Origin of the sequence: Kurthia massiliensis (genome assembly GCF_000285555.1) — a bacterium.
Taxonomy (GTDB): Bacteria; Bacillota; Bacilli; order Bacillales_A; family Planococcaceae; genus Kurthia; species Kurthia massiliensis.
The window spans coordinates 496,997-520,572 of the sequence record NZ_HE610996.1 but is presented as its reverse complement, the minus strand read 5'-3'; the positions used below and the strand labels follow the sequence as shown (position 1 = coordinate 520,572).

Annotated in this window: 24 protein-coding genes and 1 other annotated feature; of the genes, 15 read left to right on the top strand and 9 right to left on the bottom strand. The window is 40.3% G+C overall.

Annotation, left to right across the window (positions count from 1 at the left end):
- Both KMHG_RS17280 and KMHG_RS17275 read left to right on the top strand, forming a co-directional pair.
- On the top strand, positions 1–481 hold a 481-nt coding region (locus KMHG_RS17280), incomplete at its 5' end, for an ATP-binding cassette domain-containing protein (protein ID WP_147608064.1).
- A gap of 228 nt (positions 482–709) precedes the next feature.
- Positions 710–2,848 (top strand): ATP-dependent Clp protease ATP-binding subunit, encoded by a 2,139-nt coding sequence (locus KMHG_RS17275; RefSeq protein WP_010286781.1) that lies wholly within the window; start codon positions 710–712, stop codon positions 2,846–2,848.
- A gap of 54 nt (positions 2,849–2,902) precedes the next feature.
- Here the strand turns inward: KMHG_RS17275 and KMHG_RS02945 are convergent, their stop codons facing one another.
- On the bottom strand, positions 2,903–3,103 hold the full coding sequence (locus KMHG_RS02945) for a YjzD family protein (RefSeq protein WP_010286775.1): 201 nt from the start codon (positions 3,101–3,103) through the stop codon (positions 2,903–2,905).
- 191 nt (positions 3,104–3,294) lie between these two features.
- Here KMHG_RS02945 and KMHG_RS02940 point away from each other — a divergent pair, with 191 nt between their 5' ends.
- Both KMHG_RS02940 and fabF read left to right on the top strand, forming a co-directional pair.
- On the top strand, positions 3,295–4,233 hold the full coding sequence (locus KMHG_RS02940) for a beta-ketoacyl-ACP synthase III (RefSeq protein WP_010286773.1): 939 nt from the start codon (positions 3,295–3,297) through the stop codon (positions 4,231–4,233).
- Between the two features lie 19 nt (positions 4,234–4,252).
- Positions 4,253–5,494 carry a beta-ketoacyl-ACP synthase II gene (gene fabF, locus KMHG_RS02935; RefSeq protein WP_010286772.1) on the top strand — a complete coding sequence of 414 codons (1,242 nt, stop codon included), beginning with the start codon at positions 4,253–4,255 and terminating at the stop codon, positions 5,492–5,494.
- A gap of 95 nt (positions 5,495–5,589) precedes the next feature.
- Here the strand turns inward: fabF and trpS are convergent, their stop codons facing one another.
- Complete coding sequence (trpS, locus tag KMHG_RS02930; protein WP_010286770.1) at positions 5,590–6,594, bottom strand: tryptophan--tRNA ligase; 1,005 nt, start codon at positions 6,592–6,594, stop codon at positions 5,590–5,592.
- A 40-nt stretch (positions 6,595–6,634) separates the two neighbouring features.
- Positions 6,635–6,847: a binding site (T-box leader), on the bottom strand.
- A gap of 455 nt (positions 6,848–7,302) precedes the next feature.
- On the opposite strand from trpS, the gene spxA reads away from it, so the two are divergent.
- The 5 genes from spxA to KMHG_RS02905 all read left to right on the top strand — a co-directional run bounded on the left by spxA (position 7,303) and on the right by KMHG_RS02905 (position 13,487).
- A complete protein-coding gene (gene spxA / locus KMHG_RS02925) occupies positions 7,303–7,698 on the top strand; it encodes a transcriptional regulator SpxA (RefSeq protein WP_010286768.1) in 396 nt (131 codons plus the stop codon).
- A 179-nt stretch (positions 7,699–7,877) separates the two neighbouring features.
- Positions 7,878–8,534, top strand: a complete 657-nt coding sequence (gene mecA / locus KMHG_RS02920) for an adaptor protein MecA (protein WP_010286765.1) — start codon at positions 7,878–7,880, stop codon at positions 8,532–8,534.
- A gap of 83 nt (positions 8,535–8,617) precedes the next feature.
- The gene (locus tag KMHG_RS02915; protein WP_010286758.1) at positions 8,618–9,646 is read left to right on the top strand and encodes a competence protein CoiA; all 1,029 of its coding nucleotides are present in this window, start codon (positions 8,618–8,620) and stop codon (positions 9,644–9,646) included.
- A 56-nt stretch (positions 9,647–9,702) separates the two neighbouring features.
- A complete protein-coding gene (gene pepF / locus KMHG_RS02910) occupies positions 9,703–11,514 on the top strand; it encodes an oligoendopeptidase F (RefSeq protein WP_010286755.1) in 1,812 nt (603 codons plus the stop codon).
- 176 nt (positions 11,515–11,690) lie between these two features.
- Complete coding sequence (locus KMHG_RS02905) at positions 11,691–13,487, top strand: sensor domain-containing diguanylate cyclase (RefSeq protein ID WP_010286754.1); 1,797 nt, start codon at positions 11,691–11,693, stop codon at positions 13,485–13,487.
- 511 nt (positions 13,488–13,998) lie between these two features.
- Here KMHG_RS02905 and KMHG_RS02900 read toward each other — a convergent pair.
- The 4 genes from KMHG_RS02900 to KMHG_RS02885 form a co-directional block, all read right to left on the bottom strand.
- Positions 13,999–14,814, bottom strand: coding sequence for a DsbA family protein (locus tag KMHG_RS02900; protein ID WP_010286753.1), 816 nt, complete (start codon positions 14,812–14,814; stop codon positions 13,999–14,001).
- Between the two features lie 2 nt (positions 14,815–14,816).
- Positions 14,817–15,212 (bottom strand): globin domain-containing protein, encoded by a 396-nt coding sequence (locus KMHG_RS02895; RefSeq protein WP_010286752.1) that lies wholly within the window; start codon positions 15,210–15,212, stop codon positions 14,817–14,819.
- A gap of 159 nt (positions 15,213–15,371) precedes the next feature.
- Positions 15,372–16,226 (bottom strand): lytic transglycosylase domain-containing protein, encoded by an 855-nt coding sequence (locus tag KMHG_RS18280; RefSeq protein WP_010286750.1) that lies wholly within the window; start codon positions 16,224–16,226, stop codon positions 15,372–15,374.
- Positions 16,227–16,820: a CYTH domain-containing protein gene (locus KMHG_RS02885; RefSeq protein ID WP_010286748.1), complete on the bottom strand. Its 594-nt coding sequence runs from the start codon at positions 16,818–16,820 to the stop codon at positions 16,227–16,229.
- Between the two features lie 141 nt (positions 16,821–16,961).
- Here KMHG_RS02885 and KMHG_RS02880 point away from each other — a divergent pair, with 141 nt between their 5' ends.
- The 6 genes from KMHG_RS02880 (at position 16,962) to KMHG_RS02855 (ending at position 21,664) form a co-directional block, all read left to right on the top strand.
- Positions 16,962–17,342: a UPF0738 family protein gene (locus KMHG_RS02880; RefSeq protein ID WP_010286745.1), complete on the top strand. Its 381-nt coding sequence runs from the start codon at positions 16,962–16,964 to the stop codon at positions 17,340–17,342.
- A gap of 18 nt (positions 17,343–17,360) precedes the next feature.
- Positions 17,361–18,041, top strand: a complete 681-nt coding sequence (gene yjbM / locus KMHG_RS02875; RefSeq protein ID WP_010286743.1) for a GTP diphosphokinase — start codon at positions 17,361–17,363, stop codon at positions 18,039–18,041.
- Complete coding sequence (locus KMHG_RS02870) at positions 18,038–18,844, top strand: NAD kinase (protein ID WP_010286740.1); 807 nt, start codon at positions 18,038–18,040, stop codon at positions 18,842–18,844. Before yjbM ends, KMHG_RS02870 begins: the two co-directional genes overlap by 4 nt.
- Before the next feature lie 3 nt (positions 18,845–18,847).
- Positions 18,848–19,756 (top strand): RluA family pseudouridine synthase, encoded by a 909-nt coding sequence (locus KMHG_RS02865; RefSeq protein ID WP_010286738.1) that lies wholly within the window; start codon positions 18,848–18,850, stop codon positions 19,754–19,756.
- A gap of 83 nt (positions 19,757–19,839) precedes the next feature.
- Positions 19,840–21,216 carry a magnesium transporter gene (gene mgtE, locus KMHG_RS02860; RefSeq protein WP_010286736.1) on the top strand — a complete coding sequence of 459 codons (1,377 nt, stop codon included), beginning with the start codon at positions 19,840–19,842 and terminating at the stop codon, positions 21,214–21,216.
- Between the two features lie 142 nt (positions 21,217–21,358).
- A complete protein-coding gene (locus KMHG_RS02855; protein ID WP_010286731.1) occupies positions 21,359–21,664 on the top strand; it encodes a hypothetical protein in 306 nt (101 codons plus the stop codon).
- A gap of 70 nt (positions 21,665–21,734) precedes the next feature.
- Here the strand turns inward: KMHG_RS02855 and KMHG_RS02850 are convergent, their stop codons facing one another.
- The 3 genes from KMHG_RS02850 to KMHG_RS02840 form a co-directional block, all read right to left on the bottom strand.
- Positions 21,735–22,181: a GNAT family N-acetyltransferase gene (locus tag KMHG_RS02850; RefSeq protein ID WP_010286727.1), complete on the bottom strand. Its 447-nt coding sequence runs from the start codon at positions 22,179–22,181 to the stop codon at positions 21,735–21,737.
- A 1-nt stretch (position 22,182) separates the two neighbouring features.
- Complete coding sequence (locus KMHG_RS02845) at positions 22,183–22,698, bottom strand: YjcG family protein (RefSeq protein ID WP_010286724.1); 516 nt, start codon at positions 22,696–22,698, stop codon at positions 22,183–22,185.
- 84 nt (positions 22,699–22,782) lie between these two features.
- On the bottom strand, positions 22,783–23,505 hold the full coding sequence (locus tag KMHG_RS02840) for an alpha/beta hydrolase (RefSeq protein ID WP_010286722.1): 723 nt from the start codon (positions 23,503–23,505) through the stop codon (positions 22,783–22,785).
- Between the last annotated feature and the right edge of the window lie 71 nt (positions 23,506–23,576).

Below are 23,576 nucleotides of genomic sequence, written 5' to 3'. Positions count from 1 at the left end.
GGATAAGTGGAAACAAGCAAGCACTGTTCGTAGGAATCTCCCACTTCAAGCAATGTTCGAAGGACGGCTAAGTGGGGGTAGTTCAATACCGTACATGTCTGCGGTCGATAATATCGTCACAGCGCTAGAAATTACGAAATCAAAACGTACGGACCGTAAAGCGTACGCGCTTGAAATGTTAGCGCGTGTCGGTATTTTTGAAGAAATGGCGAAAAAGAACGTCCAACATTTATCAGGTGGGCAACAGCAACGTGTCGCTATCGTTCGTGCGATGTGTTGTGATGCGAAACTCGTCGTTGCCGATGAACCGACAGGGAATTTAGATGAACAAAATTCAAAAGAAATGATTCAGTTGTTTGCGGAGCTAGCACATGAACAACAAAAATGTGTGATCGTTATTACGCATGAACGAGATATCGCGAATGCATGTGATGTCGTCCTTGAACTGAAAAATAAAAAATTTCATACGATCAAATCATAAATAATAAAGGCGTGCCATATTGGTGCGTCTTTTTTGTATGGAATAGGGAATAGAAAAGTGAAACTTCTCTCGTCATTAAACGTATGATATAGCGAGTGAGTAAAGATCAAAAAAGGTCAAACGTATCGCTTGAATTTCTGAAAAAGCGGTACTATAATGAAATCAATCAAAGGTCAAAGATAGTCAAACTATCAAGACACTTATCCGACAAAGGAGTTGGACTTATTTATGCAAATGAAAATGAACAATGAACAAGATAAAAATCCGTTAGAAGCTTACGGTCGTAATTTAAATGAAACAGTAAAAGCAGGCAAGTTAGACCCGGTCATCGGTCGTGATGAAGAAATTCGTAACGTCATTCGTATTTTGTCTCGTAAAACGAAAAATAATCCGGTATTAATCGGTGAACCAGGTGTCGGTAAAACGGCTATCGTTGAAGGATTAGCACAACGTATCGTTAAAGGAGATGTTCCGGAAGGGTTAAAAGACCATGAAATTTATGAGCTTGATATGAGTGCATTAATTGCAGGTGCAAGCTACCGTGGTCAGTTTGAGGAACGTTTACAAGGTGTGTTAAAACAAGTAAAAGAAGCGGACGGTCGTATCATTTTATTCATCGATGAAATTCATACAATCGTCGGTGCGGGTAAAACGGAAGGTTCGATGGACGCAGGCAACATGTTGAAACCGATGCTTGCGCGCGGTGAATTACATTGTATCGGTGCGACAACGTTAGACGAATACCGTACGAATATCGAAAAAGACCCAGCGCTTGAACGTCGTTTCCAACAAGTGCTCGTGCGTGAGCCGTCTGTCGAAGATACGATTTCGATTTTACGTGGCTTAAAAGAACGTTTTGAATTACACCACGCTGTAAAAATTCATGACCGTGCTATCGTTGCGGCAGCAGAGCTATCAAATCGCTATTTAACAGAACGTTTTTTACCAGACAAAGCGATTGACTTAATTGACGAAGCGTGCGCAATGATTCGTACAGAAATTGACTCGATGCCACAAGAGCTAGATGAAGTGACACGTCGTCAAATGCAGCTAGAAATTGAAGAACAAGCATTGATGAAAGAAACAGATGCCGCATCGGAAAAACGTTTAGAAAACTTACGTAAAGAATTAAACGAATTAAAATCATCGTCACAATCAATGAAAGATCAATGGACACAAGAAAAACAAGCGCTGCAAAACATTCAAGCAAAACGTGAATTGTTAGACCAAAAACGTAACGAACTTGAAAAAGCAGAAGCCGAGTATGATTTAAACAAAGCAGCTGTTTTACGCCACGGTGAAATTCCACAATTGAAAAAAGAATTAGAAGCGCTAGAGCAACAATTAACCGCAACAGGCGAAACACGTTTACTACGTGAAGATGTAACATCAGATGAAATCGCAACGATTGTTTCACGTTGGACGGGTGTACCGGTGACGAAAATGTTGCAAAGTGAACGCGAAAAATTACTCGCTTTAGGCGACATTTTACACAAACGTGTCATCGGTCAAGATGATGCGGTCAAACTTGTGACGGAAGCGGTATGGCGTGCGCGTGCGGGGATTCAAGATCCGAATAAACCGATTGGCTCGTTCTTATTCCTCGGCCCAACAGGTGTCGGTAAAACAGAATTAGCGAAAGCACTCGCAGAGCAATTATTCGATTCGGAAGATCATTTTATCCGTATTGATATGAGTGAGTATATGGAAAAACATAGCGTCTCTCGTTTAGTCGGGGCACCTCCAGGCTATGTCGGTTACGAAGAAGGTGGCCAGTTAACGGAGCAAATTCGCCGTAACCCATATGCAGTCGTATTGTTAGATGAAATTGAAAAAGCACATCCAGATGTTGCCAACATTTTACTACAAATTTTAGATGATGGCCGCATTACAGACGGTCAAGGACGTACGGTGAACTTTACGAACACCGTTGTCATTATGACGTCGAACTTAGGCTCACATTATTTACTTGAAATGAATGAATCAAATGAGCATGCGACGGAAGATTTAGTGATGGCTGAGTTAAAACAACATTTCAAACCAGAGCTATTAAACCGTCTAGACGACATCATTATGTTCCATTCGTTAACGAGTGAACACTTCGTGAAAATCGCAGAAAAATATTTAGCATCATTAACGAATCGCTTAGCAGCACAAGAAATTACGTTAACGATTGAACCAGACGTGTTAGCATGGATCGCTAAAGAAGGGGTAGACCCGGCATTCGGGGCACGACCACTTCGTCGATTTATTCAACGTCATATCGAAACAGTCGTTGCACGAGAATTACTACGTGGTGATACGTTACCGGGTGCTACGATGACCGTCTATATGGATGGTGACGTGGCTAACGTGCGTGTTCAATAAATCAACACAAAAAAGACCTTTCCACATGTGGAAAGGTCTTTTTTATTTCATGTATTAGTGTTCGTCGTGACCGATTGCTTTTGGTGATTTGCTTGGAATCACTGTGTCAACAATGATTAATAATACAGCGAATACTAATGACATGATTAAGCCTTGAGTCCAATCGATTGTTTCAGCGTTGTTGATTGCACTAACGACGTAGTTCAATACAGATACTAAAATAACAGACCAGATTACTAAGAAAATGTATCTCATGATTTTGTTTTCACCTCTAGTTACTATTCTATCTGTATTATCATACCATATCTAACTGACGCATTGAAATAGCGTTTTTGAATTAAAAGAAGCAATTTTGTGAGTGCTTTTGAACAGTAGTTGCAATTTATGAAATTATTATCTATAATTATGACCAAGTACTAATATATGATGATAAAGGTGGTTATGATATGAATGTAGGGTTTATCGGTGTAGGACGCTACGTACCAGAAAAAGTATTGACGAACTTTGACTTAGAGCAAATGGTTGATACGAATGATGAGTGGATTCGTACACGTACAGGAATTGAGGAGCGTCATATTGCCGCGGATGATGTAGATACGTCAGATATGGCATACGAGGCAGCAAAGCAAGCAATTGAACATGCGGGGATTTCACCCGAGCAGTTAGGCTTAATCCTCGTCGCAACGGTGACGCCCGACCGACCTTTTCCATCGGTAGCAACGATACTACAAGATAAACTCGGCGCGACGAATGCTGCTGCAATGGATATTTCGGCTGCATGTGCAGGTTTTATGTACGGCGCTGTAACGGCACAGCAATTTATCGCGACACATACATATGACTATGTGTTAGTAATTGGTGTTGAAAAACTATCGAAAATTACTGACTGGTCAGACCGAAATACAGCCGTTTTATTCGGAGATGGGGCCTGTGCAGCTGTCATGAGTAAAGTGTCAGACGGTCGTGGTATTTTAGCATTCGACCTCGGTGCAAAAGGTGCTGGCGGCAAACATTTATACGAAGATGACAACGGTCACATTATTATGAATGGTCGTGAAGTGTTTAAGTTTGCAGTACGTCAAATGGGGGAATCTGCGCTCACAGTTGTCGAAAAAGCAGGTCTTCAAAAAGAAGATGTCGACTTACTCATTCCGCACCAAGCGAACATACGTATTATGAATGCATCGCGTGAACGACTTGGATTACCGGAAGAAAAAATGTCGTCAGTCATTGCGAAATATGGCAATACGTCTGCTGCATCAATCGGTAATGCGCTCGTAGAAGAATTAGAAAATGGCAATATTCATGATGATGATTTACTCGTGTTAGTCGGCTTTGGTGGCGGCTTAACGTGGGGTGCCATTGCAATGAGATGGGGGAAATAACGTGAAAGTGGGGAACGAAATGATGAAGAAACGTGTCGTAATTACAGGGATGGGTGCTATAACACCTGTCGGCAATAGCGTACAAGATAGTTGGCAAGCGGTGATCAATGGGCAATCAGGTGTTGGCCCACTGACACGCATTGACCGTGAAAAATTCAATGCGAAAGTAGCTGCGGAAGTGAAAGACTTCGATATCGAAGCGTACATTCCGAAAAAAGATGCGCGTAAAATGGACCGCTTTACACATTATGCGATTGCCGCAGCAAAGCAAGCTGTTGAAGATGCGAAGTTAGACATTAACGATGACAACGCAGCAGACATCGGTGTATGGCTCGGTTCAGGTATCGGTGGTATGGAAACATTTGAACAACAATATAAAAACTTAACAGAAAAAGGTCCTCGTCGTGTCAGTCCATTTTTCGTACCGATGATGATTCCAGATATGGCAGCGGGACAAGTATCAATTTTCCTTGGCGCAAAAGGAATTAACTCTTGTACGGTAACCGCATGTGCAACAGGGACGAACTCAATCGGTGACGCGTTCAAAGTGATTGAACGTGGCGATGCGGTCGCAATGATTACTGGCGGGGCAGAAGCACCAATCACCGAGCTTGCAGTCGCTGGTTTTTGCTCGAATACGGCACTTTCAACGAATGATGACCCGACAACAGCGAGCCGTCCGTTCGATAAAGACCGCGATGGTTTCGTCATCGGAGAAGGCGCTGGCGTGCTCGTTCTTGAAGAACTAGAATTTGCGTTAGCTCGTGGCGCACACATTTACGCGGAAATCGTCGGTTACGGTGCGTCAGGTGATGCGTATCATATTACAGCACCGGCACAAGATGGTAGTGGCGCGATTCGTTCAATGGAACAAGCATTGCGTGATGCAGGCATTACACCAGATCAAGTTGACTATATTAATGCGCACGGCACGAGTACATATTATAACGATATGCTCGAAACGTTAGCGATTCATCAAGTATTCGGTGAACACGCTGAGAAACTAGCTGTAAGTTCAACGAAATCAATGACAGGTCATATGCTCGGTGCTGCTGGTGGTATCGAAGCGATTTTCTCTGCGCTTGCGATTCAAGAAAGTATCGTACCACCAACGATGAATCTTGTAAACCAAGCAGAAGAATGTGACCTTGATTACGTACCAAATGAAGCACGTCATATGAACGTGAACTATGCGTTAAGCAACTCGTTTGGCTTCGGTGGTCATAACGCGACATTACTGTTTAAAAAATACGAAGCATAATGAACAACCCTTACTCTTCGAAGAAGTACTGCCCGCCGCAGTGCTTCTTTTTTTGCAAAAAAAAGAAGCCTACATATTGTAGACTTCTCGATGTATTAGCGACGGCCGCGGCCTAAGCCCATTGCGTCTTCCATACGTTGAATTGTTTCATTAGCGATCGCGTTTGCTTTTGCAGCACCTTCGTCTAAAATGCGATCTAATTCTTCAGAATCGATTAACGCGTAGTAGCGTTCTTGAATCGGTGTTAAATGATCGATGACAACTTGTGCAACGCCAGCTTTAAAGTCGCCGTAGCCTTTGCCTTCATATTTCGCAACGACTTCCTCTGTCGTTTTGCCTGATAATGCGACTTCGATATCAATTAAGTTCGAAACGCCTGGTTTGTTTTCTTTATCGTAGCGAACGATACCTTCAGAATCTGTCACTGCAGATTTGATTTTTTTCTCGATTTGTTTTGGTGTGTCTAATAGGCGAATCGTTGCTTTCGTATTCGTATCTGATTTAGACATTTTTTTCGTAGGGTCTTGCAGTGATTTAATACGTTTACCGGCTTTAGGAAGCGCGATTTCTGGAATTTTGAACGTTTTTTTGTAACGTTTGTTGAAGCGCTCAGCAAGGTCACGTGTTAATTCGATATGTTGTTTTTGGTCTTCGCCAACAGGAACGATAGACGTGTTATATAGTAAAATGTCGCCTGCCATTAGCGGTGGATATGTTAATAGCGCTGCAAGCACTGTTTCGTTCGTGCCAGCTGCTTTTGCTGATTTATCTTTGAATTGTGTCATACGTTCTAATTCACCGATAGACGCCACACATTGTAACATCCAGCCAGCTTGTGCGTGGGCAGGTACTTCTGATTGGATAAATAAAATTGATTTTTCAGGGTCGATGCCGACAGCGATATACATTGCTGCTAAGCTACGAATGTTTTCGCGAAGCTCTTTCGGATCTTGTTGAATTGTAATTGCGTGTTGGTCAACGATACAGTAAATTGCTTCACCTTCATCTTGTAGTGCTGGGAATTGTTTGATTGCGCCGATGTAGTTGCCTAATGTGATGACGCCAGTTGGTTGTACACCAGAAAAAATACGTTTTGCCATGAAATTTCCTCCTCAAATAAAAAAACATCATGCTCCCTATAATAGGGACGAATGATGTTTGTAATCCGCGGTACCACCCAAGCTTGTCGATAAATCGACCACTCAACCTCTTAACGTGAGGAACGAGCTTAGGTACTCTAGTTCACTAAGCTAACTCGGAAGTCCATTCTACGTAGGGCAAGATCTGTTTCCACCAACCACAGACTCTCTGAACATGCGAACTACGTATACTACTCTTCGTCTTCGTTTCAATATTGCCTTCATTATAATACAGCTATTTTTAAAACACAACATCATTCATTTGACCGATTCATCAACGTATGAATGGTGCTACAATGAGTAAAAAGAAGCAACTTCGAAAAAAATGAAACAATTCTTATTTAGAAAACGTATGATAAGTAGCAATAAAAAGTTAGAAATTTTTCATTGTTCATGTTCTAATTGAGAATTAAAAAATCAATTAATTAGGTTTAAAGGCTTATCAGAAAGGGAACAATAGTAGCGTAGGGATTTTTTAATTCCACTAAAAAATGGTAAAATGAAACTTTTTTCAGTATTTAAATACTTTTAACATTAAAAATAAAATAATTTAAAATATCCTATATTCAAAGTATTAAAGTTGTTGTATAATGAGGTTAGACCTCTTGATTAGATTAATTCTAATTTAATAATTCGGTTACACATTTTGAAAGGATGTGTTTGAACATGATGGTAACATTATTTACATCACCAAGTTGTACTTCATGTCGTAAAGCTAAAGCATGGTTAGAAGAACATGATATTCCATATACAGAACGCAACATTTTTGCGGAACCTCTAAGCATTAGTGAAATTAAAGAAATTTTACGTATGACAGAAGATGGTACGGATGAAATCATTTCTACACGCTCAAAAATCTTCCAAAAACTAAACGTTGATTTAGAAACATTACCGTTAAATCAATTATACGAACTAATTCAAGAAAATCCGGGACTATTACGTCGTCCGATTATTTTAGATGAAAAACGCTTGCAAGTTGGCTACAATGAGGACGAAATTCGTCGTTTCTTACCTCGTAAAGTACGTGCTTACCAATTACAAGAAGCACAAAAAATGGTCAACTAAAAAACGCCTTTTCAGCAGCTAGGGGTATTCCTCCTAGCTGCTTTTTGTTTCTTGTAGCTTCTGAAACTTTTTCTTTTCTTTTTTAAGGAAAACGAATTACAATAGAGATAATTATACTTCGAAGACGGATACTTGACGCCCCATCTTCTATAAGGAGTAACCGAAAGGAGTTGTGTAATATGGATATTGAACGTATTAACGAAAACACACTGAAACTTTTCATTTCATATAATGATATTGAAGATCGAGGTTTTACGAAGGATGACATCTGGTATAACCGCGATAAAGGTGAGGAACTCTTTTGGGTTATGATGGACGAGATTAGCGAAGAGGACCAATTTGAAATTGATGGACCTCTTTGGATTCAAGTTGTAGCGAAAGAGATCGGTCTTGAAATGACAGTAACGACTGCTAAACTAACACAAGAAGGCTTAGAGGACTTACCATTTGGACCAGGAAAATTGCCACCAGGCCTACCAGGCTTATTCGATTTAGACCAACATAACACAAAAGAACTGGACGATTTCTTAGAAGAAAACTTCGGCGAATCACAATTTGAATTTGTATTCGAATTAAAAGAATTCGATGATTTAATTCATATTGCGGAACGCTTACCACATACAGATAACGTTGAAAGCATTGTATTCGAACAAGACAATCAATATTATTTATATATCGGCTTTGAAGAAGACGGCGACAAAGATGAACGCCTAGATCTTTTAAGCGTCGTAACAGAATGTGCAAAAGAAGCGAATACGACGATTCACGTATTAGAAGAATACGCGAATGTCATTATCGCAGAAGATGCGTTTAACACAGTACGTAAATACTTTTAATGGAGAGCAGTTAAGGGGAACTTAACTGCTTTTTTGTTGCGTAAAATGCACCATATTTTTACAATATCATTGAGGTGATGTATATGCTCGTCGCATTGACGAACGACAAGCAATTAATTCAATTATCCCTCAACGATGATCGACATGCATTAAAACAATTACGTAAGCAAAAACAGTTTTTTTGCCCAGCGTGCCGATCACCCGTCCACCTCAAAATTGGTACGAAAAATATTCCTCACTTTGCCCATATGCGTGATGTAGCGTGTCATAGTGCATTTTCTGAACGTGAAAGTGCGACACATTTAATCGGGAAAAGCCAACTCTTTCATTGGCTACAACGCATCGGCAATCCACAATTAGAAGCTTACATTCCGACGATTCAACAACGTCCAGATATTTTATATGACGATATCGCCATTGAATTTCAATATAGCCGTCTCTCGCAACAACGGTTTGACGAACGCAATGCAGGCTATGCGACAATCGGTCTGAACCCGTTATGGATTCCATATCGTACGCCAAAGCCAAATGGTATTCAACGTATTTCGCTCTGTTATGATGTTCAAAAATATATTAAGAATGATACACTCATCGCGTATCATCCAGAGACCCAACGATTTATGTACTATACATCTCTCGTCCACATGTCAAAGACGACATTTTTAGCGAAAATCGCGACATTACCACTTACGCTTCAAACGTGGCCATTTCGTAAGCCACAGCTACTGACGTATGAAGAGTTCCAACGATATATGGACATTTGGCAAGCGTACCGCACGCGGACGATTCAACATTACGTTCGCTATAGGCGAGGCGTTCAAGATTCACTATTGAAATTTGCGTATGATCATCGACTTACGTTAACACAATTACCACCGTTTATCGGCGTACCGACCGATTTTCAACATGAACATGATTTTGCGCTCGAATGGCAAATGGTTTATTACTATGCGTATTATCCAAACCGTATGACAGCATTTTTAGCGCATTATCCAGTCGCTGAAACGAAAGTACGAGCTTATCATACGTTTTTAAAAAAATTGCATATGAAAAAAGAAACACAAAACGACTTGTTATATGCCCAATTTGTTGCAATTAAACGTGAAAATTGAGAAAATAACGTTAACTAAAATTATTTAGGAATGCGAAATAATAGGAGGATTTTATAATGACAGAGACAAAGAAAATTCCTACACGTGAAGAAGTACCCGTTGAAAAAACGTGGCGCTTAGAAGATATTTTCGCAACAGATGAAGCGTGGGATGCAGAGTATGAAGCAGTAGAAGCATTAAGCACGACGGCAAGTGAATATGAAGGTACGTTAAAAGACGGTGCGGACGCGATGTTAAAAGCGTTACAATACCGTGATGAATTATACGAACGCTTAAGCCGTTTGTATGCGTATTCACATATGCGCTATGACCAAGATACGACAAACAGTGTGTATCAAGCGATGGATAGCCGTGCGAAAACGCTTCTTGCGAAAGCTTCAACGAGCATTTCATATTTAACGCCTGAAATTTTATCATTAGATGAAGCAACAGTAGACGGCTATTTAGCTGAAAACGAAGCGCTACGTCTTTACAAAGTAGAATTAGATGAATTAAAACAACAACGCGCACACGTCTTACCAGCAGAACAAGAAGCATTACTTGCGCAAATGAGCGAAGTGACAGGTGCTTCTTCAAATACGTTCGGTATGTTGAATAATGCTGACTTAGAATTCCCGGTCATTGAAGATGAAAATGGCGAGAAAGTACAACTGACACACGGCAATTACGTGCACTTTTTAGAAAGTGCAGACCGTGCAACACGTGAACGTGCTTTCCGTGCGATGTACGACACATACGGTAAATTCATTAATACGTTCGCAACGACATTAACAGGGAATGTGAAAAAACATAACGTGTCAGCGCGTATTCGTAAATATAATTCAGCGCGTCATTCAGCGTTAAGCAATAATCAAATTCCTGAAAAAGTGTACGATCAATTATTAGATACCGTCCACAAAAATTTACCGACTTTACACAAATACATTAGCTTACGTAAACAAGTATTAGGCGTCGATGAACTACATATGTGGGACATTTACACACCACTTGTCAAAGAAGCAAAATATGAAATCGAATACGATGATGCATTCGATACGATGGTCCAAGCGCTCGGTACGATGGGGACGCAATATACGGACGTTTTAAAAGAAGCGCGTGACAACCGTTGGGTAGACGTTGTCGAAACGAAAGGGAAACGTAGTGGTGCTTATTCTTCAGGCACATACGGTACAAACCCTTACATTTTAATGAACTGGCAAAACAACTTAGACAACTTGTACACACTTGTGCATGAGTTCGGTCATAGTGTACACAGCTATTTCACACGCAACAACCAACCGTTCGTATACGGCGATTACTCAATTTTCGTTGCTGAAGTTGCCTCAACTTGTAACGAAGAATTATTAACAGAGTACTTATTAAAAACAATTGAAGACGAAAAAATCCGTATTTACGTGTTAAACCACTGGTTAGAAGGTGTTCGTGGTACGATTGTTCGTCAAGCAATGTTTGCTGAGTTTGAACATAAAATTCATGAAATGGACGCACGCGGTGAAGCATTAACAGCTGAAGCGATGACAAATGTTTATTATGAATTAAACAAACAATACTTCGGTGAAGATATGGTAGTCGATGAAGAAATCGGTCGCGAATGGGCACGTATTCCACATTTCTACTACAACTACTACGTATATCAATATGCGACTGGTAAATCAGCAGCGATTGCATTAAGCAAACAAATTTTAGAAGAAGGCGATGTAGCCGTTGAACGCTACATTAACAACTTCTTAAAAGCCGGTTGCTCAGATACGCCAATTAACGTATTACGTGCAGCAGGTGTCGATATGGAATCGTCAGCACCAATCCAAGCAGCGTTCGATTTATTCGAAGAACGTTTAGCTGAACTAGAACAATTACTAACAAAATAAATGACGACAAAAGGGGTCTCTTGCAAAAGAGGCCTTTTTTGTTGCTTCATCCATTATAGAAAAAGATAGTTTGTGTGCTTAAATGTCGTAATGAAGCATGAAAATATTATTTGTTTTGGGGGAGTGCTATAATAATTCAGTAAATTTGCGTTGTAAAATAAGGAGATGTATTTTAGATGAAAAAACAGATGATTGCACTATGTACGGTCATTTTAATTGTTATTAGTATCGTATTGTGGAAAAATCCGTTTCTTGTCACTTCTAAATATGGCACATCTATTGATCAATTAGATACGACGCTGCAATGGACATATGTAAACAAACAATTAATTGAGCCACAACATGCGGCTGAAACATATAAAAAGGGTACGCCTGTTACGATACCAGATGTTTTCGAAGATCGTTACGGAACAGAAAAAACGTACGGTACATATATTTCAAAACTGACAATTCCCGATGAACTTATCGGAAAGAAAATCGCTTTTTTCATTCCATTTGAATATGGCAATTATCGTTTCTACGTGAATGACGAATTATTGATTGAAAACGGGAAGGTTGAAACATCAAAAGAAAAACAGAAGCCTGTTATCATTCCATCATTAAGCTCGCGTACTTTTCATGAAAAAGAAATTTATATCGTGATGCAACTGTCGAATTATCATTCGAAGCGCGGGGGCTTTACGCAAAAAATTCAAGTAGGCCCTGCAGAAGAAATGTTGAAGCGACATTATACGACGGTGTTATTCCACTTCTTCCTTAGCGGTGCCATTTGTGCTGTTGGGATTTTTTCGTTGTTGATCGGTTCGTTTAAACGAACGCGAGGAACAGCTTTCCCATTTGCGTTATTATGTTTTACAATTGGGATTCGCGCTTTCTTCGGCCGACCGTTTAACTATGCAGAAACCGTTATCGACGTGCCGTGGCTTGTCGCCTCTAAAATTGAATCACTAGGTTCGATCTTTTCATTTTTCTTCGTATTTATTTTATTAAAAATGATCATTCAACCGAAGCGGGTAAAATTCCTTAGCGGACTCATTTACGTAATGTTTGCGGTTCAAACGGTCATCATTTTAACGACAGATCCAGCGATTTATCAATATACATTTTTAGTACCGATTAGTATCTTTTTCTTAACGATTATCTCGTTTATTATTCAGGGGATTCGAAAACGACTACAATTACGCAAAAGTCGTTTTGCACATTTAATCGGCATCGTACTATTGCTTGTAGCAGGCTTACACGATATGATTGTCGTTTATTTCGTATTAGACCGACCGATGCTTTTACAAATTATTATGGCGCTATACGCATTATTCGGTGTGTTTGTACTTAGTTGGAAATATCGCTATAACTTTGAAAAAACGCTTCAATTACACAATGAATTAATGCTCTTAAATTTGTCACTCGATCAAAAAATTCAAGATCGTACCGATGCGTTACGTGTAGCAAACGAGCAACTAGAAAAGCTCGCATGGCGTGATGCTTTGACAGGTATTGCGAATCGTCACACGTTCGATATTCAAATCCAAGCTTATTTTGATGAAGCGAAAGAAAAACGATTGCCACTCGGTTTATTAATGATTGATTTAGACAGCTTTAAAAAGTATAACGATTACTACGGTCACGTAAAAGGAGACCAACTATTACAACGTGTCGTGGATGAAATGAAAAAAAATGTGCCGAGCGATTCAATTTTTGCACGATACGGTGGGGAAGAGTTTTCCATTATTTGGCCTAAAACGACTATAAAGGCGTTAGAGCGATTAGGGAATCATCTCGTCGCTTCTATTGCTGAAGCGCATATTGAGCATGTACGCAATGAACATCAAATTGTGACGCTCAGTATAGGTGGTTACTTAATGGACGATTCAGATGATTTTGTACAAGTTCAATCATTTATTCATAAAGCAGATGAAGCATTGTATGAAGCAAAAAATACCGGCAAAAATCAATGTGTAATTCGTGTTTCGTAAAAAAGAATACGCTCTTAAAAAGGACAAATCACCTCAAAAGTGATTTGTCCTTTTTATATCGGGTATAGTAAAAAGAAAACTGTATAATATGAAAAAGCATAAAAAATATAACAGTTTACACTTTTATTTTCATTTTTTTGGCGTCAAAAAAATGTTAAAGAAAATTTAGAAAAATCAATCATTAACAGATTTATGTATAAATAATGTGCATTTAAAATATAAATGATTTATAGAAGTAATCAAAGTTGAATGCCGATGTAATGTAAGCGTTTACTTTATGTCTTAATTGTGAACATGTCCTAAAAACGTTGCTATATCAACGATTAAATGCTAAAGTAATACTCGTGAAATAAATCACAACAAACATACACCCCTTTGTTTGAACGTGAACATTTCTCCCATCCCCTTTGTGAAAATGAGTGACTCTCGTAGAGCACTCATTTTATTTTTTGTTAAAAAAATGTTATGAAAATATACAAAAAGACTCGAGCGTATGTGCGCTCGAGTCTTTTTATTTCATTTGCCATAAAGCAATACTATCACAGCTAAGACGTCGTACCTTTTGCTGTAGCATGCGTTTTTTTAGTTCACGTTCTGCTGTTTTTTCCGAAATATCATAGATCGCTGCGACGTCTTGTGTCGAAAGCGTCGGATAGCATGTGAATAGTTTTTCTAATGTCGGTGGTGTACTTGGCATTAATCGTTCATCAAGCATTTCTTCTAAAATATGCTCATAGACGTCGAAGTCATACGTGCCAGACACTTTTAATCCTTCATCTTCAATGTTTTCATTAAAGAAAACAAAACTAGGCACTTCGTTTACTTCCATTTCACGCGTTACACATAAATCACTTTGGAAAGCGCGTGTCGCTTCCATTGATCGGAAGTCTGATTGGAATTCTGTCATATCTAGATGACAGTGTTCTGCAATTTCATTTAATGTAGAGCATGCGCACACGTTTTTTTCATTGATGAGCGCATATTCTTGTAGTTTCATTAAGAAACGGTAACCTGCCTTTTTACCTTGCAATTCAGCAGCTTTGACAGCGATAGAAGGTAAGACCGGGTGTGATACGTCGACTAAGTCTGCTTCATTCGGTAAGTTGCTTAATTTTTGGCAAGCGGTATTTAGCGATGTAAGTTCCGTACTTAAAATGAAACGTAATGTAAAATAATGTCCATAACGCACTTGTAGACGGCGGATCGTTGACTGAAGCTGCCAGCTACCTGGGTGTAGCAAATCTACAAATACATAAAGTTCGATTGGCTTATTGAGGGAAGTAGTTGTTACGGCTACTTGATCGGTCACAAATTGTGCATTTGTCACTATTATACCTCCTCGTCTGGATCCTCAGCATTAATCATATGGTGTGCAGTCAGTACGAGACGTTTGTAGTAAATTTCACGGAATTTACCGTCTAGTCCGACTTCGTCCATTGCTTCGTACATACATTCAAGCCATGCTTGCGCGCGTTCTGGCGTAATTTTGAAAGGCATGTGACGTGCGCGTAGCATCGGATGTCCATGCTCTTCTGTATATATATTCGGCCCGCCTAAATATTGTGTCTGGAATTGTTTTTGCTTGCGGGCAGTTTCTGTTAAATCATCTGGGAAAATAGGCTTTAGCTTTGGATTTTTCGCTACTTTCGAATAAAAAGAATCGATTAAATCCGAAAGTTTTTCGGCACCAATTTCCTCGAATGGAATAATCGGTTTTTGAGTCATGTAAGATGCTCCTTTGCTTTAGCTGTAACTACATTTTAGCAACAGCTTCGCAATTTCTCAAACAAATGGTATTTTATGCGGAGGACGTACATTTGTCCATTGAAGAAATAAAAGAAAAAACGAAGGAAAATCCACGATAGTGTAGATTTTCCTTCGTTTTTAGGCGTTGTATGTTGCCATGATTTTTGACACGTAATTTTGTGTTTCTTTGAATGGAGGCACGCCGCCATACTTCGAAACGTTGCCGGGACCGGCGTTGTAAGCCGCTAACATTAACTTATAATCGCCGTATTTATCGAGCATTTGTTTTAAATATTTCGTACCACCCATAATGTTTTGTTCTGGGTCATTCCGATTTGTAACGCCAAGGTAAGATGCTGTCGCTGGCATTAATTGCATTAAACCAGAAGCACCAACAGAACTTGTGACGTTGTTATTAAAGTTTGATTCTTGTTTAATGACCGCTTTAATCATTTTTTCGGGAATGCCATATGTGACAGAAGCTTTTTTAATGATTGCGTCATATTGTGTTGTCGGACCAGAAGACGTTGAAGCAACTGAATCGCTAGCACTTGGTGTCGCTGCCGTCGTTGTACTCGAAGTCGTCGGTGTTGTCGCTGAAGCGCTTGATTGAACAGATGCTGGCGTGTAAGCCGATGTCGTCCCGTTATAAAGGGCACTCGTCGCGCCTAGCACATTTGCAATAGAAGATAAGTCGATGCCAGATTGTTGTGCTGATGTAGCGAATGTGCTCGCAGCGCTCATCAGTTGATTGAAGGCAGTCGTTAAATTTGTTGCGCCTGCTGTACTCGAAGTCGTCGGCGTATTCGTTAAACTTGCTAAGCCACTTGTTAATCCAAGTGTTTGTGACGCGTTGTAGCCTGTATTAGACGATAATGCTTGTGAGAGCATTGATGAAAAGTCTAATGATGGTGATGTTGTGCTCGTCGTATCAGATAAGTTATTACCTGTTTGTAACGCCAACATCGATTGTAATGAAGAAATATCTAACAATTAAATCCCTCGCTTTCGATTCATTGCTGCTACAAAACGCGCGACTTTTTTTTGCGCTGGTTGTAGCGGAATATGGAATTGCGTTAATAATGCTAAGAAAATAGATTCAAAGGCTTGTTCGTCCGGTACTTCGTATTCAAGCTCATAATCTTCAATATCTGCATAAACAGAATGATCGAGTACGAGTAAACCGCCTTTATAGTTTATTTCGGCACGTGTCGTTGAAAGTGTACCTAGCAGTTGTAAATTTTCTTCGGCAATGCCACGTGCTTCAAGACGGGCATGTACTTCCGGTGCATGAAGTGTTGCGCTGTTTTCTAAGACGTCACGTACGTGTTGTTCGTCTAATAAATCGGTCGTTTCTAACAGTCCGATGCCTGACGCGGGTTCTTTTAGCGTACATTCAAAGCGGTTTGCGACTTCACGAATGCGCAAGCCACATTTTTGTTGCTTTAACGCAAAGTCAGCTGTATCAAAATAATGATTTGCTTGTGTATGGAAATCATCGTCCGTTAATTGAAAGGCTTTCGTTAATGCATCAAAATGTTCTTTTGACAGCATGTTTTTAAATTCAATTTCTAATTGTTTTGACATTTGAGATCATCCTTTCATCATAAACTTTATTATACGTTGTTTTTCGACGTTGGAAAATGCCAAAAGGCCGTCTTTGTTGTGAAAAACGCAAGAAGAGTATGGTAAAATAAATTAGGATATTCATGGAAGGGAAGATAGGCATTGCGTAACTTATTAAAGGCTACTTATGAAACGACAGAACAGTCAGTTGTACAATTTCGTTTAGACACTTTGCCAGAGGGAACGTTTACACCTGCTGGTCAAATCATTACAGATTCAGACAATAATGCGTTTATTTATTTAATGGATAATGGTGAACATTATAGCTACGTATTATTCGAACAAGATGTATGGCAATATCTCGTTGACGTACTCAAATCGGAAGATCCCGTGCTACATTGGGGCGATCAGCAAGTGGTCCTTATCGACTTCCGCGATGAATTAGAAGGATTAGTATACAATATTGAAGGTAACTCGAATTATGGTGAAGCTTTTTCACAAGCAGTGGAGGAAGCCTTTGCTAGCATTTTAAGCGAGGCCTAAGAATTAGGGGGACTTGTCATGGGACAATGGGATCGATTTTTACAGCCCTATAAACAAGCCGTTGATGAGTTGAAAATTAAGCTAAAAGGGATTCGCACGCAATTTCAACGCAACAATGAAACGTCACCAATTGAATTTGTGACAGGACGTGTGAAACCACTTGCGAGTATTTATGATAAATCGTTATCAAAAGGCTTAGTGTTTGAGCCATCAGAGCGCTTAGCTCACGAGCTGCAAGACATTGCTGGCGTGCGTATTATGTGTCAATTTGTCGATGATATTCCGACCGTACTTGAACTACTACGTCAACGTCATGATTTAAAAATCGTTGAAGAAAAAGATTATATTACGAATGCGAAAACGAGTGGCTACCGATCATATCATGTCGTAGTCGAATACCCAGTGGCGACGATTCAAGGAGAGATGACGATTTTGGCAGAAATCCAAATTCGTACACTTGCGATGAATTTCTGGGCGTCGATTGAACATTCATTAAACTATAAATATAAAGGTGTTTTTCCATCCGAAATTTCAGAGCGTCTACAAAGTGCGGCTGAAGCGGCTTTCCGCTTAGACGAAGAAATGTCTCAAATTCGCGATGAAATTCATGAAGCACAAGCTTATTTTACGGAGTATAAGGAAGCCTCGAATCCAGTCGTGCGCGACAAGGGAGGCAATGAGAAGGGGGAAAATGTATGAAGTTTGCCGTACAATCACGCAACGATCCGCAATCAAATGAATTAATGGAGCGCGCGATCGGTTACTTAACAGACTTTGGGTTAGAGTTAGATGAGGAAAAACCAGATATCGTGTTATCAATCGGAGGAGACGGAACGCTATTACACGCGTTCCATCGCTATACACATATGTTGTCGGAAGTTGCTTTTGTCGGTATTCATACAGGACACTTAGGCTTTTATGCGGACTGGCAACCGAGCGAAATTGAAAAATTAGTCATTTCAATCGCAAAAGGTGAGTACCGCATTAGCGAGTATCCACTATTAGAAGTGACGGTTAACTATCGTGATTCAGAAGAAAGCTTTACGTATTTAGCGCTCAATGAATCAACGGTCAAATCGTCGGAAGTGACACTTGTGATGGACGTCATGTTAAACGGACGTCGTTTCGAGCGCTTCCGTGGTGACGGCTTATGCGTATCGACGCCTTCTGGTAGTACCGCATACAATAAAGCGTTAGGCGGTGCGATTTTACACCCGTCGCTTGAAGCGCTGCAAATTACTGAAATGGCGTCGATCAACAACCGCGTATTCCGTACAGTCGGTTCGTCGCTCGTTTTGCCATCACATCACCATTGCCTATTAAAGCCTGTAAAAGCAGAGGACTTTATGGTAACGGTCGATCACGTGCAGTTATTACACAAAAACGTTAAATCAATCGAGTACCGCGTTGCGAAAGAAAAAGTCCGCTTTGCGCGTTATAAAGCGTTCCCATTCTGGCGCCGCGTGCACGATTCATTTGTCGATAGTGATTTAAAGGATTAAACAATGGACAATCGTTATACAATTACGTTTCACGTAGACGCACCTGTACTACTTAGAAGTGCGCTACAAAGCTACGGCATTTCAAAAAAGGCGCTAACGGCTATTAAATTTCGTGGTGGCGAAATTACCGTCAATGGCGTTGAACAAACCGTCCGTCATCGGTTAAGTGCAGGCGATACGGTCGTCGTGAAATTTCCGCGAGAAGAAGTAAGCGACGGTCTACAGCCAGAAGATGGTCCGTTAAACATCGTCTACGAAGATGCGGAAATACTCGTACTGAACAAACCACCGTATCAAAGTTCGATTCCGTCACATGTTCATTTAGAAGGTAGTGTTGCAGGCATTGTCGCTGGTTATTTCCAACGACACAACATCCCATCGACCGTTCATGTCGTGAATCGCCTAGACCGCGATACGTCTGGATTAATGTGCATTGCGAAACATCGCCACGTGCACCACGTATTAAGTGAACAACAAAAGGCACACGATATTTACCGTGAGTACGAAGCAATCGTTCACGGTCATATCGAAGCGGATGAAGCGTCGGTCATTGCACCAATCGGTCGTAAAGACGGTAGTATTATCGAACGCACCGTACGCGAAGACGGGCAATTTGCGCATACCGACTACCGCGTCTTAAAACGTTTTACGTACGAAGGTGAACCGATGACGCATGTTCGCTTGCGATTGCATACTGGACGAACGCATCAAATTCGCGTGCATATGAGCCACCTCGGTCATCCGTTAATTGGTGACACGTTATACGGTGGGCGTCGCGATGTCATAGACCGTCAGGCATTACATTGCGTTTATTTACATTTGTATCATCCATTGACACATGACGTGATGACATGGAAAGTCGATTTGCCACAAGACTTACAACAGTTATTACGAGAAGGCAGCGTAGAGTAATTTTCTATGCTGTTTTTTTGTAGATTGAAATATGTTAGTATTAGCTTTGTTCAACGATGAATAAGACGAGAGGAGGGGACAATATGTCAGAAGAAGTGAAAGATCGTCACGATGAAGCGTATGATGAGGCCAATTTAATGGCGGCGCTGAATGAAGGGAACATTAAACAGTTTCGCACGCAATTTTTAGACCTTCACCCATATGATCAAGGCCAGTTTTATGAAAAGGTGGAGCCTGATATACGACAGGTCATCTATCAATATTTGTCCCCAAAAGAACTCGCAGACATTTTTGAGGCCATCGAGTTAGATGATGAAGAATATCCATTATTTATTGCAGAAATGGAACCGAGCTACGCAGCGGAAATGTTGTCGGAAATGTATGCCGATGACGCGGTTGACGTTTTAAATGAACTCGACCAAGATCAAACGAGTCATTTTTTAAAAATGATGGATTCGGATTCTGCACAAGATATTCGAGAATTATTACATTATGAAGAAGATACAGCAGGTGCGTTAATGACGACAGAATACGTCGCCGTTCCGGAAAATTCAAACGTTCGCTCAGCAATGACGATTTTACGGAATGAAGCACCTGATGCTGAAACGATTTATTATATTTTCGTCATTGACGATAAAAGTCGGTTGACGGGTGTTATTTCGTTACGTGATTTAATTATCGCCAACGATGACACGCTTATTCGCGACATTCAAAATGAGCGTGTCGTCAGCGCAAAAGTAACAGATGACCAAGAAGACGTCGCACAAGTGATGCGTGACTATAACTTCGTCGCATTACCAGTTGTCAATTCGCGCGATGAAATGCTCGGTATTATTACCGTCGATGATATTATCGACGTTATCGATGAAGAGGCTGGCGAAGACTATTCGAAATTAGCCGGTGTCTCTGATATGGAAACGTTCGATAAAAGTCCATTTACAGCAGCGAAAAAACGTTTGCCATGGCTCGTTTGTTTACTATTTTTAGGGATGATTACCGCGAATTTAATTGACCTGTTTACCGATACGTTAGCGCAAGTTGCTCTACTTGCAGCATTTATTCCACTCATTGGCGGTACGTCTGGGAATAGTGGGACACAAGCACTTGCCGTTGCGGTTCGTGGGATTGCGACAGGGGACGTTGAGGAAGAAAGCAAAATGAAACTCGTGATGCGTGAATTTTTAACGAGTTTAATTATGGGGATTACGTGTGGCATTATCGCATTTGGCATCGTATTTTTCTGGCAGCACGAGTTAATGCTCGGCATTTTAGTCGGCGTTGCCATCGGTTGTTCGATTATGGTCGCAACTGTTGCCGGTACGCTCATTCCGTTGCTCATGCATCGCTTAAAAATTGACCCTGCCGTTGCATCAGGACCGTTTATTACGACGTTAAATGATATTACGAGTGTGCTTATTTATTTAGGTATTGCAACTTTATTCATAGATAAATTGATATAAGAAACCTTTCTAGAAACGGTATTTTACCGTTTTTAGAAAGGTTTTTATTATTTTAGTCCTTCTTTAAAAAATGGCGCATAGACCTAGTTTGTCATTTCTACAAAAGAGGAATATTTAGTAGTAAAGAGAGGAGGTAGTCAGTATGGGATATATTCTACCTGTGACGCCGTTGCAATACGCAGATTACGCCAATCGTTTAAATCAAAAGAATCCAAGTTTTACGTATATCGAAGGTGTTCAAGCCGTAGAGGCACAAAATCGCTTCTATGTGGAAGTAAGACGCCAGCAAGAACGTTTACTCGAGCAAGAACAAAAAATAGCACAGCAAAAATCATTGCCGATTATGCCTACTGCTGCCTCAACGGACGAAGTTGTGATGTATCGACCAAAACCGATGTCGACTGCTGAGATTGTCGGAAAAGGTTTTGTTATTAATGCTTATGCGTAACCTACAGTGTATACTGTAGGTTTTTTTGTGTGCAAAAAAGGCGTCACTGCATATGCAATGACACCTTTTATTATCGAATTTGTTTTTCAATGGCACGATGCGGAATATAGTTATCCATAAATTCTGGAGACGTCACTTTAAATCCTAACTTTTCATAGAAAGGAACCGCATGTGTTTGTGCATGAATTTTAATGAGCTTTACTTCTCGGTGATGGTCTAATAAAAACGATTCAATCGTCTTCATCATTTTGACGCCAATTTGTTGGCGTCGAAAAGCAGGTAAAACGGATAAGCGCTCGATTTTAGCGGTGCCAAAACGCTCATCGATAATTAAACGACTCGCAGCGATTGGCTTTTGCTCGTAGTAGCACACGATATGTGTCGCTACGTCATCGAGTTCGTCAATTTCGAGTGGGAGTGGGAGGCCTTGTTCTTTTACGAACACTTCTGTACGCACAAAAAAAGCATCTTTTTTCTCTGCATCAGACTGTGCAATTTTGACGACGACAGATTGCACATTACTCACCTCGTAGGCGGAATGTTTCATAAACGGACCAAGACCCGTTATCTAGTTGATACAGTAAATGAATGCGACTAATCGTTTCAGAAAAATCGATGTCGTTCATGCCGAGTTGGCCAAAAATGTCGTCGTGTTCACTAGCAGATAAACCTTGTGCAAGCGTAATATGTGGTACGAATTTATAAGGTGCCTCACCACCGAATGGTGCTGCGTAAAGAGACTCATGAATCTCAGTTAATTGTGCTGTTGGATCAACTTTTAAATAAATCACGTTTGTGACCGGTTTAAATGAGCTTACTTTACCGATATGGATATCAAATGGCTTCATCTGTTGTGTCAGTTCATACACTTGCTCTGCAATTTGTTGCAAAGTTTGGTTGTCTGGCGCTTCAGACGCTGCACGTAATGTAATATGCGGTGGGATTTGCGCGTAATGCGAATCATAACGTTTACGATAAGAGTTGGCGAAATCTTGTAGTTCTTTTGATGGGAAAGCAACAATACCATAATTCATGAAAAGACCTCCTTGGAAATAACAGTTTTCGTAATTTTTAGTATAACAGAAAAACAGTGGGATATTTAGCGAAAACCTATATTTTTACAGCAGAAAGTTTTGAATGAATGCACGTCGAAGGTCAGGTTGCCACGTTTTCCACGTATGCCCGCCATCAAGTTCAGCATAGTACGTATTAAATTCACGCGCGACCATTAACGCGTGCAATTCACGGTTTGGTGTTAAAAAATCTTTAATTTTATGATCGGTCGTATGGACTTCTGTTTCGAGTTTGCCAATGGCATGATAAATCGTATAATCTTCAACGTTATGTACGTCGCGGACAATTTCCATTACTTCTTCATTCACATAAGGAGAATGCATAATGACGTGATGGAATTTTTCAGGGTGACGGAGTGCTGCAAGTAGAGAAACAGTTGCTGCTTGTGAATCACCGAGTAATGTACGCGCTTCTGGTGCATCTTCCGTCGAATAGTTTGCGTCTAAATAAGGGACTAACTCATCGACTAAAAATGTTAAATATGCCTCGTGTTTAATGCCACTCGGTAAATATTTATCGCGGCGATCTTGTACGCTTTTGTACGGAACGGCGACGAAAATAACATCGTCAATATCGCCTTCGTCAATGAGCTCATTCATAATGCCTGAAATACGGCCAAGTTGGATATAGTCTTTACCATCCGCAGCAATCATCACCGGATACGTCATCATCGGTGTATAAGAAGCGGGCAAATAAATGTATACTTTTAGCTTCTCATCTAGTGCTTGACTATAAAAAGAAAATTCTTGAATTTTACCAGTTTCCAATGTGGAAACCCTCCTTTATATATGTTGGGGAAATTGTACCATACAAACACATTAAGTTATAATAGATAGCG

What these genes read in the sequence shown, in the direction of transcription:
- KMHG_RS17275 (WP_010286781.1), top strand. Translation starts at nt 710, where the DNA reads ATGCAAATGAAAATGAACAATGAACAAGATAAAAATCCGTTAGAAGCT.
- KMHG_RS02945 (WP_010286775.1), bottom strand. Translation starts at nt 3,103, where the DNA reads ATGAGATACATTTTCTTAGTAATCTGGTCTGTTATTTTAGTATCTGTA.
- KMHG_RS02940 (WP_010286773.1), top strand. Translation starts at nt 3,295, where the DNA reads ATGAATGTAGGGTTTATCGGTGTAGGACGCTACGTACCAGAAAAAGTA.
- fabF (WP_010286772.1), top strand. Translation starts at nt 4,253, where the DNA reads ATGATGAAGAAACGTGTCGTAATTACAGGGATGGGTGCTATAACACCT.
- trpS (WP_010286770.1), bottom strand. Translation starts at nt 6,594, where the DNA reads ATGGCAAAACGTATTTTTTCTGGTGTACAACCAACTGGCGTCATCACA.
- spxA (WP_010286768.1), top strand. Translation starts at nt 7,303, where the DNA reads ATGGTAACATTATTTACATCACCAAGTTGTACTTCATGTCGTAAAGCT.
- mecA (WP_010286765.1), top strand. Translation starts at nt 7,878, where the DNA reads ATGGATATTGAACGTATTAACGAAAACACACTGAAACTTTTCATTTCA.
- KMHG_RS02915 (WP_010286758.1), top strand. Translation starts at nt 8,618, where the DNA reads ATGCTCGTCGCATTGACGAACGACAAGCAATTAATTCAATTATCCCTC.
- pepF (WP_010286755.1), top strand. Translation starts at nt 9,703, where the DNA reads ATGACAGAGACAAAGAAAATTCCTACACGTGAAGAAGTACCCGTTGAA.
- KMHG_RS02905 (WP_010286754.1), top strand. Translation starts at nt 11,691, where the DNA reads ATGAAAAAACAGATGATTGCACTATGTACGGTCATTTTAATTGTTATT.
- KMHG_RS02895 (WP_010286752.1), bottom strand. Translation starts at nt 15,212, where the DNA reads ATGACTCAAAAACCGATTATTCCATTCGAGGAAATTGGTGCCGAAAAA.
- KMHG_RS02885 (WP_010286748.1), bottom strand. Translation starts at nt 16,820, where the DNA reads ATGTCAAAACAATTAGAAATTGAATTTAAAAACATGCTGTCAAAAGAA.
- yjbM (WP_010286743.1), top strand. Translation starts at nt 17,361, where the DNA reads ATGGGACAATGGGATCGATTTTTACAGCCCTATAAACAAGCCGTTGAT.
- KMHG_RS02870 (WP_010286740.1), top strand. Translation starts at nt 18,038, where the DNA reads ATGAAGTTTGCCGTACAATCACGCAACGATCCGCAATCAAATGAATTA.
- KMHG_RS02865 (WP_010286738.1), top strand. Translation starts at nt 18,848, where the DNA reads ATGGACAATCGTTATACAATTACGTTTCACGTAGACGCACCTGTACTA.
- mgtE (WP_010286736.1), top strand. Translation starts at nt 19,840, where the DNA reads ATGTCAGAAGAAGTGAAAGATCGTCACGATGAAGCGTATGATGAGGCC.
- KMHG_RS02855 (WP_010286731.1), top strand. Translation starts at nt 21,359, where the DNA reads ATGGGATATATTCTACCTGTGACGCCGTTGCAATACGCAGATTACGCC.
- KMHG_RS02845 (WP_010286724.1), bottom strand. Translation starts at nt 22,698, where the DNA reads ATGAATTATGGTATTGTTGCTTTCCCATCAAAAGAACTACAAGATTTC.